This is a genomic window from Streptomyces alboniger (assembly GCF_008704395.1).
Taxonomy (GTDB): Bacteria; Actinomycetota; Actinomycetes; order Streptomycetales; family Streptomycetaceae; genus Streptomyces; species Streptomyces alboniger.
In genome coordinates this window covers 946,056-958,175 of the sequence record NZ_CP023695.1, presented here as the reverse complement: position 1 = coordinate 958,175, position 12,120 = coordinate 946,056, and the positions used below count along the sequence as shown (strand labels likewise).

Sequence of the window (12,120 nt, the reverse complement as noted above, 5' to 3'; positions counted from 1 at the left end):
CGCTCAACCTCGCCGACGCCGCTCCGCTGCCTGTCGCTCAGCCCCGCCGACGCCGCTCCGCTGCCCCTGCGCTCAACCTCGCCGACACCGCTCCGCGGCCCTGCGTACCGCCTCCATGAACCGGCGTACGGTCGGCGGCCCGCCCTGCCCCGGACCCGGTTCACGCTCGCCGAGGGTCAGCCGGTAGCGCCTGCCGTTCACTTCGGCCAGCGCGTGGTCGTCCGCGGCGAACCACGGCTTGCCCGTGCGCACCGCCTGCACCGGCGCGCTGTCGATCTCCTTGCCGTAGCTGGTGAGCAACTCCAGCCTGCCGTCGGCGATACGGACCTGCCCCGCTCGGGTGAGGGAGCGCAAGCGCCGCCCGATCCGCACGCCCGTGGCCGTGAACTCCGGCTCCGCCATGACGTTCCGCCCCCTTGTGCGCTTCGGCTTCGGTGAACCTATGGGTTCCACAGAACCTATGGGCTCCGGTGAATTTGCTCCTGCCGGGACAGGTGCCCCGTGCGGGGCAGTCTGCACGCACGCGGCGTCGAGCACCAGTACGCACGGAGATGTCCGGACAGGCCGTCGACGCCCTCCCGCACCCCTCCCCGCAGAGCCTGCCCGCCCGCTGCGCCAGCAGTGTCTTTGAGGCGCCCAAAGGTGTGTTTATGCAGGTGGGGAGCGTGTGAAGGGTGTTTAAGATCGAGGGGTACGGCCGCGCCGAATCGCGTCCGGCACGACGCGAAGGAGTCCCGCCGTGAGCACCCCCCGACAGGATCGAGCCGACGAGCCGATGCCCACACTCGACGTCGACCACAGCGACGAGGAGTACCGCGCCTGGCTCAAAGAAGCCGTCCGCAAGGTCCAGGCCGACGCCAACCGCTCGGCCGACACCCATCTGCTGCGCTTCCCGCTGCCCGAGCAGTGGGGCATCGACCTGTACCTCAAGGACGAGTCGACGCACCCGACCGGCAGCCTCAAGCACCGCCTGGCGCGCTCGCTCTTCCTCTACGGCCTGTGCAACGGCTGGATCAGGCCGGGCCGCCCGGTCATCGAGGCCTCCAGCGGCTCCACGGCCCTCTCCGAGGCGTACTTCGCGAAGCTGATCGGGGTGCCCTTCGTCGCGGTCATGCCGCGCACGACGAGCGCCGAGAAGATCCGGCTGATCGAATTCCACGGAGGGCAGTGCCACTTCGTGGACGACTCGCGCACGATGTACGCCGAGTCGGCCGCCCTCGCCGTCGAGACCGGCGGCCACTACATGGACCAGTTCACGTACGCGGAGCGGGCCACCGACTGGCGGGGGAACAACAACATCGCCGAATCGATCTACCAGCAGCTGAGGTTGGAGCGCTACCCCGAGCCCGCGTGGATCGTCGCCACGGCCGGCACCGGCGGCACCTCGGCGACCATCGCGCGCTACGTCCACTACATGCAGCACGACACCCGCATCTGCGTCGCCGACCCGGAGAACTCCTGCTTCTTCGACGGCTGGACGAAACACGACCCGCACGCCACGAGCGACTGCGGCTCCCGCATCGAGGGCATCGGCCGCCCCCGCATGGAACCGAGCTTCGTGCCCGGGGCGATCGACCGCATGATGAAGGTGCCGGACGCGGCGTCCGTCGCCGCCGTGCGCGCCCTGGAACTGGCCATCGGCCGCAAGGCGGGCGGCTCGACCGGCACCGGTCTGTGGAGCGCCCTGAGGATCGTCGCCGAGATGGTGGCCGCGGGCCGCACGGGCAGCGTGGTCACCCTCCTCTGCGACCCGGGCGACCGTTATCTGGACAAGTACTACTCGGACGCGTGGCTGGCCGAACAGGGCCTGGACATCACGCCGTACGCCGAGGCCATCGACACGCTCCTGACGACGGGAGCGTGGCCCAAGTAGGCCGAGTCGGGCCGCGCCGGCACGGCAAGCAGGCTCAGCAAGCCACGCAGCGGCGGGCACACGCTACGCCTCGCTCTGCGTGAGCCTGCGGTCCAGCGCGGTGACCGCGTCGCGGAAGGCCCGGCCCAGGCCCGCGCGGCCGATCCTGAGCGAGAGGCGGAAGGGGGCGGGACCGTCGGCGGCGAACGTCCACCGCACGCGGGTGCCCGCCCCGGCCGGGACGAGCCGCCACTCCTCCACGAGCGCCCGCGGACCCGGCACGTTCGTCTCGTCGACGCGGTAGGCGTACCGCTCCGGCGCCTCGGCCGCGAGGATCGTCTCCCGGAAGCGCGTACCACCCTTGAGCAGGACCTCGCGTCCCTTGCCGCCGTCGGTCGGGCGGCACCGCGTGACCGACGAGAACCACGTGGGCCAGGCCATCACATCGACGGCGAGGGCGTGGTAGACCGCCTCGGGCGGGGCGCTCAGCTCGCGGGTGAACACCAGGCGCAGCGCGGCGGACTCGATGAACTCGAGCCCCACAGGGCTCAGTCGGCGCGTCATCGAACTCTGCCCCCCAGCGGAGTAGTTGACCGGGAAAGGTCACCATAGCTGGCGGTTCGTCAGATGTCTGCGGAGTCCTCGTGCCGCTCAGTGACGCCGGGGTCGTAAGTGCCCTCAGGGCCCTCAGCGTCCGCGGTGACCTCGACGCCCTCGGAGTGCCCGGCGCGGAGAGCCTCCGCGTCGCCGCCGTCCTCGCGCTCGCCCGCCACCACGAGCCGGTTCAGACGCTCGGAGATCTCCGCACGGGCCTCCGCGGGCAGCCCCGCGTCGGTCACCAGCGTGTCGACCTGCGACAGCTCCGCGAACGAACTCAGGCCCACCGTGCCCCACTTGGTGTGGTCCGCGACCACGACCACGCGCCGCGCCGACTGCACCAGGCGGCGGTTCGTCTCCGCCTCGGCCAGATTCGGCGTCGACAGGCCCGCCTCCGGCGATATGCCGTGCACACCCAGGAAGAGCACGTCGAAGTGGAGCGACGCGATCGCCTGATCCGCGACCGGCCCCACCAGCGAGTCCGACGGAGTGCGCACCCCGCCGGTCAGCACGACCGTCGCCATGCCCTGCCGCTGCCCGGAGCTGCGCTGCGCGGAGTGGAAGACATCCGCGACCCGCACCGAGTTCGTCACCACCGTCAGGTCCGGCACGTCCAGGAGGTGGTGCGCCAGCGCGTACGTCGTCGTGCCACCGGACAGCGCGATCGCCGAGCCCGGGACGGCCAGCGACGCCGCCGTCCGCGCGATGTCCTCCTTGGCGGTCGGCTCCAGGCCCGACTTCGCCTCGAACCCCGGCTCGTGCGTGCTCGCCTCGACGACCGGCACCGCCCCGCCGTGCACCTTCTCCAGCACGCCCTGACGGGCCAGCGCGTCGAGATCGCGGCGGACGGTCATGTCGGACACGCCCAGCTTCCGGGTCAGTTCATTGACACGGACCCCGCCCCTGCGGCGCACTTCGTCGAGGATCAGGGCACGACGCTGCTCGGCGAGGAGGTTCTGATTCTCACTCACGCCCGGCCCGGCCCTTCTGCCTCGTCCACCGACCGCGCCCGACCGGCGCGCAGGGCCTCATCCTCGCATGTGCCACTGACACCGGTGCCACCCCCCGCGCGCGGTTCACGCCCGCCCCGGAAGGGGGAGATTACGTGACGAGGGGTGCGCCGGGATCCGCGAGCCGGGATCCTTGTGCCCACACCACGCACATGTCGGGGGAAGCGGAACAGTGGAGCGTGCGACGCAGGACGAGACCGCCCTGGAACTCCTGGTCCATGGAGTCGGGGGCACCACACCGGAAGAGATGCTGGGCGATCCGCGGACCGTGCGGATCTCCGGCGACAACACGGCGGCCGTCTTCCGCCGCACCGAGGACGCCGACGCGGAGCAGCGCCCCGACGACTACCGCGGCAAACCGGTCCCCGAAGCCTACGTCTGGTGCAACCTGACCTCCGGCAACGGCTCACGCGCCCTGTGGCTCCTGCTGCTGCCCTTCATGGTCGTGAACCTCGCCCACTGGATGCGCCCCACCTCGCGCCACCGCCGCCCCCTCGTGCGCACCTACGGCCTCCTGGTACGGCTGACCGGGCTCACCCTCACCGTGCTGCTCGTCGCCGCCGCCTGCGAGGTCGCGCTCGACCTCACGGCCTGGCAGTGCGCGGGCACCCCCCGGTGCGCCGCCGACCGCGCCTGGCTCGGCTTCCTCGCGACCGACGACGCGGGCCGGGGCGGCTGGTGGTCGCAGCCCGGCCGACGGCTCGCCCTCGCCGCCCTGCTGCCCGCCGCCCTCACCGGCCTGCTCTGGTACCTCTCCCACCGCACCTGGAGCGCGTACGAATCCCAGCAGCCGCTGCCCCACAAGCCCGAGGTCGAGGAGGAGGAGGCGACCCGCACCGCACTCAGCAGGCCCGGATTCTGGTACGGCCGCCGCCTTGTCGCCCGGCTGCGCGCCGCCCACACCGCCGCCGGGTTGCTCACCGTCGCCGCGGCGGTCGGCGCCTCGGCCGCGCGGCACGACCGGCGCCCCGGCGGCCCCGCGCTCCTCGACATCCTCGGCTGGGCCCTCGTCATGACGCTCGTCCTGGGCGGGGGAGCCGTCGTATGGGTGGTGTGCCGCAGAGGGCGCAGCGAACACAAGCTCGACCGCAAGCTGGACCGGGCCCTCGTGCGCGGCCTCCCCCTGGCCGCGCTCGCCCTGCTCGTCCTGACCTTCCTGTACGCGGGCTGGACGCGCCCCGGCTGGCGCTCCGAGGGCAGGCTGCCGGGCGACGCCACCTTCGGCGGCATCGCGATCGCCCAGGGCCTGCTGGTTGTCGCCCTCGCGGTGGTGGCGCACTCCCTGTACCGCACCTCGCCCGACGCCCGCACCGCCATCCGCGGCCTCGGCGGCCCCGCCGTCGCCATGCTGTCCTGCGCGCTGGGCGGGGTGATGTCCGGCGGCGGCGCACAGCGCGTGGCCGACTGGCTGGACGGCACCCACGGCTCGATCGACGGACCGCCCGTGCTGCTCACCTGGCAGGCGTCCGTGATCCCGCCGCTCCTCGTCGTCGTCGCCGTACTGTGTGCCTGGCTGGGCCTGCGCACCCTCCAGCGCAAGCGCCGCGAGATGACGAAGGTGACGCTCGACTACCCCGGCGAGCCCAAGGACTCCGCGCGCACCCGCCGCATCGCGGGCACACGCGCGCGTGCCGCCCTCACCGACCGCGCCCCCCTGCTCGTCGGCATCATCTCCGCCGTCACACTGCTGTTCGGCGCCGGAGCCCTCATCGGCGCGTGGCTGACGGAGAAGGTCCCCGCACAAGCGGCCCAGGGCGCGCCCGATGTCGTCGAGGGCGCGGGGGAGACGTCCCAGGCGCTCGGCTCCTGGCTGATCGGCTTCGGCTTCATACTGTTCGTCACCTGGGGCCGCCGCGCCTACAAGGACGCCTCGGCCCGCCGCACCATCGGCATCCTCTGGGACGTCGGTACGTTCTGGCCGCGCGCCGCCCACCCCTTCGCGCCGCCCTGCTACGCCGAGCGCGCGGTCCCCGACCTGACCTGGCGCATGGCGGCCTGGACCCGCGCCACCAGCGCCACGGGCGGACGCCTCGTCATCTCCGGGCACTCCCAGGGCAGCGTCCTCGCGGCGGCCGCCGCCTGGCAGCTGCGCCCCTCGGTCCGCAGGCGCGTCGCCCTGCTGACCTACGGCTCACCCCTGGAGCGTCTCTACGGCCGCTGGTTCCCCGCCCACTTCGGCCCGGCGGCGCTCACCTCCCTGCACCGCGAGGTCGACTGCTGGCGCAATCTGCACCGCCCCACCGACCCGATCGGCGGCCCCATCAACCTCCGCGGCGCCTGCGGCCCCCAGGTCGACCGCGCCGCCCTCAAGGACCCCCTGGCCTACGGCCGTACGGAGACCCACCCGCTCCCGGCACCCATCCACGGCCACGGCGGCTACCAGGCCGACCCCGCCTTCGCCGAGGAGCGCGCACGGCTCCTCGCGCGCCTCAAGGCGGTCGTGCCGTCCCCGAGGCCGGCGGCGCCGGAAGCGGTCACACCAGCTCCGGCAGATCCTCCGGATACAGCAGGGTGAGATCGTCCGTGCTCGGCTCGGGCAGCTGGGCGACCCGGCCCGCGTGCCGCTCCACCATCGCCTCGAACGTCTGCCGCGCGGTGCGGCCGTTGCCGAACGCCGGCCCCTTCGGGAGCGCCGTGAAGTACTTCAACAGCGCCTCGCCCGCGCCCGTGCCCAGCCGGTACTCGTGCTCCTCGGCCTGCTGCTCCACGATCCGCAGCAACTCCTCGGGAACGTAGTCGCTGAAGGTGATGGTCCGCGAGAAGCGGGACGCCACACCCGGATTGACGGAGAGGAAGCGCCGCATCTCCTCGGTGTAGCCCGCGACGATCACCACGACGGCCTCGCGATGGTCCTCCATCAGTTTCACCAGCGTGTCGATGGCCTCACGGCCGAAGTCACGCCCGGAGTCCTCGGGGGAGAGGGCGTAGGCCTCGTCGATGAACAGCACGCCGCCCCGCGCCCGGTCGAAGGCCTCCTGGGTGCGGATCGCCGTCGAGCCGATGTGCTCCCCGACCAGGTCGACGCGCGAGACCTCGACGAGGTGACCGCTCTCCAGGACGCCGAGCGAGGCGAGGATCTCGCCGTAGAGCCGCGCGACGGTCGTCTTGCCCGTACCCGGCGAACCCGTGAAGACCAGGTGGCGGCGGACGGACGCGGCCTTGAGCCCGGCCTGCTGCCTGCGGCGGCCCACCTCGATCATGTCGGTGAGGGCGCGCACCTCCCGCTTGACGCTGTCCAGGCCGACCAGCGCGTCGAGTTCGCCGAGGACCTCCTTGGAGGCACGGGCGCTCTTCTCAGGAGCTGTCGGCTGCTGGGCCTGCTGGACGGGGACGGAGCCGAGCAGCCCGACGGTCTGCGTGAGCGTCTGCGCGGCGGGCGTCTCCAGCGGCGCCGACCCCGGTGCGGGCACGCCACCGCTCTGGTCGCTCGCGCAGTCCTCGACGAGCGGACCCTCCTCCGAGAACTCGAAGCCGCCGCGCGCGCACCGCTCCGTGCGGCACTTCTTCAGCGTCGTACGGCAGCCGTCGATGACATGGAAGCCGTAGCCGCCGCTGCCGCTGACCCGGCAGCCGTGGAAGCTGCCGCGGCCGCCCGCGGAGACGTAGAAACCGGCCTCGGCGGGTGAGGTGACCGTGCAGCGCTCGATGGTGGGGTCGGCGCCCTTGGTGACGATCACACCGGTCTGGACGGCGTCGACCGTGCAGTTGGCGAGCGTGCCGCCGCTGCCGTGGTCACGGAACCACGCGCCCGTGGCCGCCTCGCGGATGCGGCAGTCGTCGAGCTGCGCGGTCGCGCCGTCGCTCACCGACACCGCCGTGTTGCGCACCTGGGAGAGGTCGCTGTCGACGACGTCGACGCGCGAGCCGCGGTCCAGGACGAACAGCGCGTCCGGCACGTCGCGCACCCGGCACGACTCCAGGACGGCCGTCGCACCGTCGCTGACCCACACCGCCGGATAGTCGCCCGTACTGTCGTGGATCTCGCACTGGTTGGCGTCCACACGCGTGCCCGGGTCCCACACCGACAGGCCGTTGCGCCCGAAGCGGTGGACCGTGGAGCGCGTCAGCGTGAGAACGGAGCGCGAGCGCAGGTCGATCGCGTTCTCCGGGATGTCGTGGATGCGGCAGTCGGCCAGCGTCAGAACGGCGTCCGTGTCGAGCGTGACGCCGTCGGAGGTGGTCCGGTGCACGTCGCAGTCGGTCAGATGCGCCGACGCCCGCCCGGTGACCTGGACGCCCGAGCCCTTGATCTCGTACACCTCGCAGCCGATCGCCTCCAGGCCGGTGTGCTCGCCGGTCACCGAGAGACCGGCGCCCGAGGCGTGGTGCACCCGGCAGCGCTCCAGGCGGGGGTGCGCACCCCCGCGCACCGCGACGCCGGACTGGCCTGCCGCGACGATCTCGCACTCCTCGAAGACACCGCCGCCACCGTCGAGCACCGCGATGCCGATTCCGCCGGGGTTGTCGACGGTGCAGCGGCGCACCGTGGGGCGCGCGCCGCCCCGTACCTCTATGCCGGCCGAGGAGCGGGTCACGACCCGGATGCCGGCCAGCTCCGGGGCGCCGTCCTCGACGAGCAGCGCGGGCGCGGACGAGTCCTGGCCCTCGACGTGCAGATCCTGTACGACGGCGGAGGCGCGCACCGTGAGCGGCACCCCCTCGGACGGGGCGATGCGCACGGAACCGGCGGAGCCCTCGGGGCCGCGCAAGGTCACCGCACGCTGGACGACGAGGTTCTCGCGGTAGGTGCCCGCGGCGACGGTCAGTACGTCGCCGTCGCTCGCGGCCTCCAAGGCAGCGGCGAGCGATGCGTACTCGCCGGTGCGGCGCCGCCACCGCGACGTGCCGGTGTGCGTCACCTGGACCGTGCCCTGTGCCATGGAGTTGCTCTGCCCCCACCTCAGTCGTATGCGGGATCTCGCCCCGATGTGCTGCGTCGATGCGCAAGGAGCCGAAGAGTTCGGCCGGTCCACCGTAGCGCGGGTGAGCAGGGCGAGTTGACCCGATCGCCAGGCTCCCGCCCGCAGGGTCCGGTCAACGGGCGGTCAGGAACCGGCGCCGGTCCTGCCCCAGTCGGGGCCGGCCTTGGCCCATGCCTGGTCCAGGCGGGCATGACGCCCCCGCACGAGGTGCCACACGACGAGCCTGCGGGCGCCCTCGATCAGCGCGACGCTCGCCGTGGCCGCGCCGAGCCCGGCGAGGGCGGCGTGCGCGCTCGCCGTCGCGCTGTCCAGCGGGCGGCCGACGACACGGCCGCGCTCGTCCGTCCACAGTCTGAAGCGGTCGCCGGGCCGCGGGGCGTCGAGCTGGGCCACGACGACCCCCGAGCGGTCGGTGCCGTCCGGGGCCGACCAGCGCGCGAGCACGCGGCTGTGGGCGTCGCGCGCCGACGAGGTCTCGGGGTCGGGGTCGAGCGGGGGAGCGGAGACCTTCCGCAGGACCGTGCCGACGATCGCGTGGCGGGCCTCGCGCTGCTCGCGCACCGAGGTGAGCAGGGCTTCTCGCGAGAGGTCGGTGGTGAGCGTGCCGATGACGGGGACGGCGACGAGGATCAGCATCAGGGCGACAAGGGCCACCCACGCCTCGGCGAGGTCGGTGCCGCGGCGCAGCGGATTGTGCCGCCAGCGCCAGAGCCCGACGATTGCCCGCACAGACCTGCACCCCCTTCCGCGTCCGTCTTGATCAGGAACGGCACGGCTCGCGCGCGGATGGCGAGAAGAGAGAGCGAAATCACCGTGCGCGGCCGCCCCGCGAAGTCCGCCGGTGAAGTCGCGCTCCCTTCGCGTCCCCGAAACTCAACGTCCTTGCTCCGCCATTGAGTTCCCCATTCGGGCACCGGTCATTCGAGGATCTTGAATGCGTCACCGACGCGGATGACGCCGGTGGATTCGGGCACCAGATTCTGCCCGAAGACGAGCTGGTCGCCGACACGGCGGTGGCGGGCGAGCGTGCGCAACGGCTCCTTGCCGCGCTCCGCGGTGTTCTGGTCGGTGGTCGTCACGACGCAGCGCCCGCACTTCTTGACGACGCGGAGGACGACGTCGCCTATGGCCACGCGCTTCCAGTCGTCCTCGGCCCAGGGCGGGGTGCCGTCCACGACGACGTTGGGCCGGAAGCGGTTCATCGGCAGCGGGCCCTCGTCCGCGTGATCACCCTGGGCGATCAGGGAGTTGAGGGCGTCGAGCGAGGAGAGCGTCGTGAGCAGCAGCGGGAAGCCGTCCGCGAAGCTGACCGTCTCGCCCTCCCTGCCGTACGCGAGGTCGACGGGGCGGCGCTTCGCGGGGTCGTCGAGGTGGACGAGCCGCACGTCCGTGTCGAGATGGGCACTGAACCAGGCATGCGCATCGGCGCTCGCGGGCACCGCCTCGACCTTGTCCTTCCAGACCTCCACGGGCACCGTCTCGACGGGGTCGGGCACCGCGATGGTCAGGGCTCTCCTGCCGGGCGCGGACACACGAAGGCCGCCGCCGGGCAGAGGCTCGGCGGCGACGAGCGCCATGCGCGGATGCGGCCGTTGGGAGACGAACCGGCCGTCTGTGTCCACCAGCATCCACCGCCGGTCACCCGCGAGCCCCCAGGGCTCCACGACGGCTTCGCGGGGGGCGTGCCCCTGCGCCGCCTTGAGCGGGTGGACATGGATCGACAGAAGCGCTGGATTCGACATGGGGACATCCTGCCAGCAGTCACTGACAGTGATGTCCCCGGACGTTCAGCCCCCGCGCCCCCGGCGATCAGTACCCGCGATAGGGGCGGTTGTACGGATCCTCGTACGGCGCGGGGGCGGGGCGCGGCGCCGCGGGGCGCATCGCCTCGTACCCCGTACCGGCGGCGGGCCGCTGGGGCTGGGCGCCCGGGTATCCGCGCGGGCCCGCGGCCTGCTGCGGGATGTACGGCGCGGGGGCCTGTTGCAGCGGGGCGTGCTGCTGGGCCTGGGCGTAGCCGTACGACGGCTGGTGAGGGGAAGGGGCGGCCGGCAGGGCGGGCAGCGCGGCCGGGAGGGCGGGCAGGTGACTACCTGTGTCGTACGCGGAAGGAACCCGGATCGGGGCGATCTGAGGAGTGCCCCGCTCTGCGACGAGGGAGTCGTAGATCGGAGTGTCCGTGAAGGACGGCGCGGAGTAGTAACCGCCGCCATAGGTGGAGCGGGGGGAGGTCATGCTCCATAAGTTAAGCCCTAGATGTGTTGGTTGGGGAGACCGATAAGAGGGTTGTTTTCCGTGTCGGCAGTGATGACGGACCCCCAATGCGAGCGAACTTGGGAAAATCGGTCGCCGAACGGCGTACGGATCGTGTAAAGGCCGAGTTCCTGGCGGGTTACCCAGGGTTGGCGGGAGCGCGGACAGGAGGATCCTCCAGACGCGATCGTGGGCCTCCCGGTGATCGGGGTAATAGGTTGGCCGCGAACGGAATCGGCGGCCCTGCCGGACGCGGCGACTTGCGATGGGGGCGGACATGACAATGCCTAAAGGATCGAATGTTCCCGTGCCGGCGCCCGCCGTGCGGGTCGAATTGGGATGGGGCTCCGGCGCCGGGGTGCCCGACGCCGACGCGTCCGCCCTCTTGCTGGCCTCCTCCGGAAAGGTGCGCTCGGACGCGGACTTCGTCTTTTACAACCAGCCCGCGCACTCCTCCGGAGCGGTGCGGTACGAGGGCAAGCAGCGCTCCGACGGCGGCGTCCGCGATGTGCTGACGGTCGACCTCGCGCGCGTGGAGCCCGCGATCGAGAGAGTGGTGGTCGCCGCGTCGGCCGACGGCGGCACGTTCGGTCGGATCCCCGGTCTGTACATCCGGGTGCTCGACGCGGCGAGCGGCGCCGAACTCGCACGCTACGACAGCGCGGACGCGACCGTGGAGACGGCGTTCGTCCTCGGCGAGCTGTACCGGCGCCAGGGCGCGTGGAAGTTCCGCGCCGTCGGCCAGGGGTACGGCAGCGGCCTTGAGGGGCTCGCGACGGATTACGGGATCACGGTGGACGAGCCGCAGCAGCGAACGCCCGCTGCCGCCCCGCCCGCGCCCGAGCCCGTGCGCCTCGCCAAGGTCACCCTCACGAAGGACGCCCCGTCGGTCTCCTTGACGAAACAGGGCGGCACGTCGGGCGGCATGCGCGTGAACCTCAACTGGCAGACGCGCAAGCAGTTCAAGGGCTGGGGCGCGAAGCTCGGCAGAGCCGTCGCCATGCACGCCGACCTCGACCTGGACCTCTGCGCGCTCTACGAACTCACCGACGGCCGCAAGGGAGTCGTCCAGGCCCTCGGCAATGCCTTCGGAGCCCTGCACCAGCCTCCCTACATGCTGCTCGACGGCGACGACCGCACGGGCGCCGTCGACAGCGGGGAGAACCTCACCATCAACCTCGATCACATCAAGGACTTCCGCCGCATCGTCATCTTCGTGACGATCTACGAGGGCGCGCGCAGCTTCGCCGACCTCAACGCCACGGTCACCCTCATGCCCCAGCACGGCGCCCCGGTCGACTTCTCGCTCGACGAGTGCACGGTCCCCTCGACGGTGTGCGCACTGGCCCTCCTCACCAACAACGGCGGCGACCTCGTCGTACAGCGAGAGGCCCGTTACCTCGTGCCGGAGCGCGGCGTGAGCCCGCAGCGCACCATCGACCACGCCTACGGCTGGGGCATGAACTGGACCCCCGGCAGGAAGTGA

General features: G+C 72.2%; 10 protein-coding genes. 3 read left to right on the top strand and 7 right to left on the bottom strand.

The genetic code is table 11. The annotated features are described in order from the left end of the window. Positions 1 to 72 precede the first annotated feature (72 nt). Complete coding sequence (locus tag CP975_RS03970; protein WP_055529500.1) at positions 73 to 402, bottom strand: hypothetical protein; 330 nt, start codon at positions 400 to 402, stop codon at positions 73 to 75. Positions 403 to 775: 373 nt separating this feature from the next. On the opposite strand from CP975_RS03970, the gene cds1 reads away from it, so the two are divergent. Further along, positions 776 to 1,873, top strand: coding sequence for an L-cysteine desulfhydrase Cds1 (cds1, locus tag CP975_RS03965; protein WP_055529498.1), 1,098 nt, complete (start codon positions 776 to 778; stop codon positions 1,871 to 1,873). A 63-nt stretch (positions 1,874 to 1,936) separates the two neighbouring features. Here the strand turns inward: cds1 and CP975_RS03960 are convergent, their stop codons facing one another. Together CP975_RS03960 and CP975_RS03955 are read right to left on the bottom strand one after the other, a co-directional pair. Continuing rightward, complete coding sequence (locus CP975_RS03960) at positions 1,937 to 2,416, bottom strand: SRPBCC family protein (RefSeq protein ID WP_055529496.1); 480 nt, start codon at positions 2,414 to 2,416, stop codon at positions 1,937 to 1,939. 59 nt (positions 2,417 to 2,475) lie between these two features. Continuing rightward, positions 2,476 to 3,420, bottom strand: a complete 945-nt coding sequence (locus CP975_RS03955; protein WP_246201393.1) for a DeoR/GlpR family DNA-binding transcription regulator — start codon at positions 3,418 to 3,420, stop codon at positions 2,476 to 2,478. Positions 3,421 to 3,631: 211 nt separating this feature from the next. Here CP975_RS03955 and CP975_RS03950 point away from each other — a divergent pair, with 211 nt between their 5' ends. Beyond that, entirely contained in the window at positions 3,632 to 5,974 is a 2,343-nt protein-coding gene (locus tag CP975_RS03950; protein WP_150476578.1) for a hypothetical protein, read from the top strand. On the opposite strand, the gene CP975_RS03945 is transcribed toward CP975_RS03950, so the two are convergent. The 4 genes from CP975_RS03945 to CP975_RS03930 all read right to left on the bottom strand — a co-directional run bounded on the left by CP975_RS03945 (position 5,934) and on the right by CP975_RS03930 (position 10,616). Then, the gene (locus tag CP975_RS03945) at positions 5,934 to 8,339 is read right to left on the bottom strand and encodes a right-handed parallel beta-helix repeat-containing protein (protein WP_055529492.1); all 2,406 of its coding nucleotides are present in this window, start codon (positions 8,337 to 8,339) and stop codon (positions 5,934 to 5,936) included. The two genes, CP975_RS03950 and CP975_RS03945, sit on opposite strands and share 41 nt — an antisense overlap. Positions 8,340 to 8,504: 165 nt before the next feature. Beyond that, positions 8,505 to 9,110, bottom strand: coding sequence for an Rv1733c family protein (locus tag CP975_RS03940; RefSeq protein ID WP_055529491.1), 606 nt, complete (start codon positions 9,108 to 9,110; stop codon positions 8,505 to 8,507). 188 nt (positions 9,111 to 9,298) lie between these two features. Beyond that, positions 9,299 to 10,123, bottom strand: coding sequence for an MOSC domain-containing protein (locus CP975_RS03935; RefSeq protein ID WP_055529490.1), 825 nt, complete (start codon positions 10,121 to 10,123; stop codon positions 9,299 to 9,301). Between the two features lie 67 nt (positions 10,124 to 10,190). Further along, a complete protein-coding gene (locus CP975_RS03930; RefSeq protein ID WP_055529489.1) occupies positions 10,191 to 10,616 on the bottom strand; it encodes a DUF6643 family protein in 426 nt (141 codons plus the stop codon). Between the two features lie 301 nt (positions 10,617 to 10,917). On the opposite strand from CP975_RS03930, the gene CP975_RS03925 reads away from it, so the two are divergent. Continuing rightward, complete coding sequence (locus CP975_RS03925; protein ID WP_478492171.1) at positions 10,918 to 12,120, top strand: TerD family protein; 1,203 nt, start codon at positions 10,918 to 10,920, stop codon at positions 12,118 to 12,120.

What these genes read in the sequence shown, in the direction of transcription:
- CP975_RS03970 (WP_055529500.1), bottom strand. Translation starts at nt 402, where the DNA reads ATGGCGGAGCCGGAGTTCACGGCCACGGGCGTGCGGATCGGGCGGCGC.
- cds1 (WP_055529498.1), top strand. Translation starts at nt 776, where the DNA reads ATGCCCACACTCGACGTCGACCACAGCGACGAGGAGTACCGCGCCTGG.
- CP975_RS03960 (WP_055529496.1), bottom strand. Translation starts at nt 2,416, where the DNA reads ATGACGCGCCGACTGAGCCCTGTGGGGCTCGAGTTCATCGAGTCCGCC.
- CP975_RS03945 (WP_055529492.1), bottom strand. Translation starts at nt 8,339, where the DNA reads ATGGCACAGGGCACGGTCCAGGTGACGCACACCGGCACGTCGCGGTGG.
- CP975_RS03935 (WP_055529490.1), bottom strand. Translation starts at nt 10,123, where the DNA reads ATGTCGAATCCAGCGCTTCTGTCGATCCATGTCCACCCGCTCAAGGCG.
- CP975_RS03930 (WP_055529489.1), bottom strand. Translation starts at nt 10,616, where the DNA reads ATGACCTCCCCCCGCTCCACCTATGGCGGCGGTTACTACTCCGCGCCG.
- CP975_RS03925 (WP_478492171.1), top strand. Translation starts at nt 10,918, where the DNA reads ATGCCTAAAGGATCGAATGTTCCCGTGCCGGCGCCCGCCGTGCGGGTC.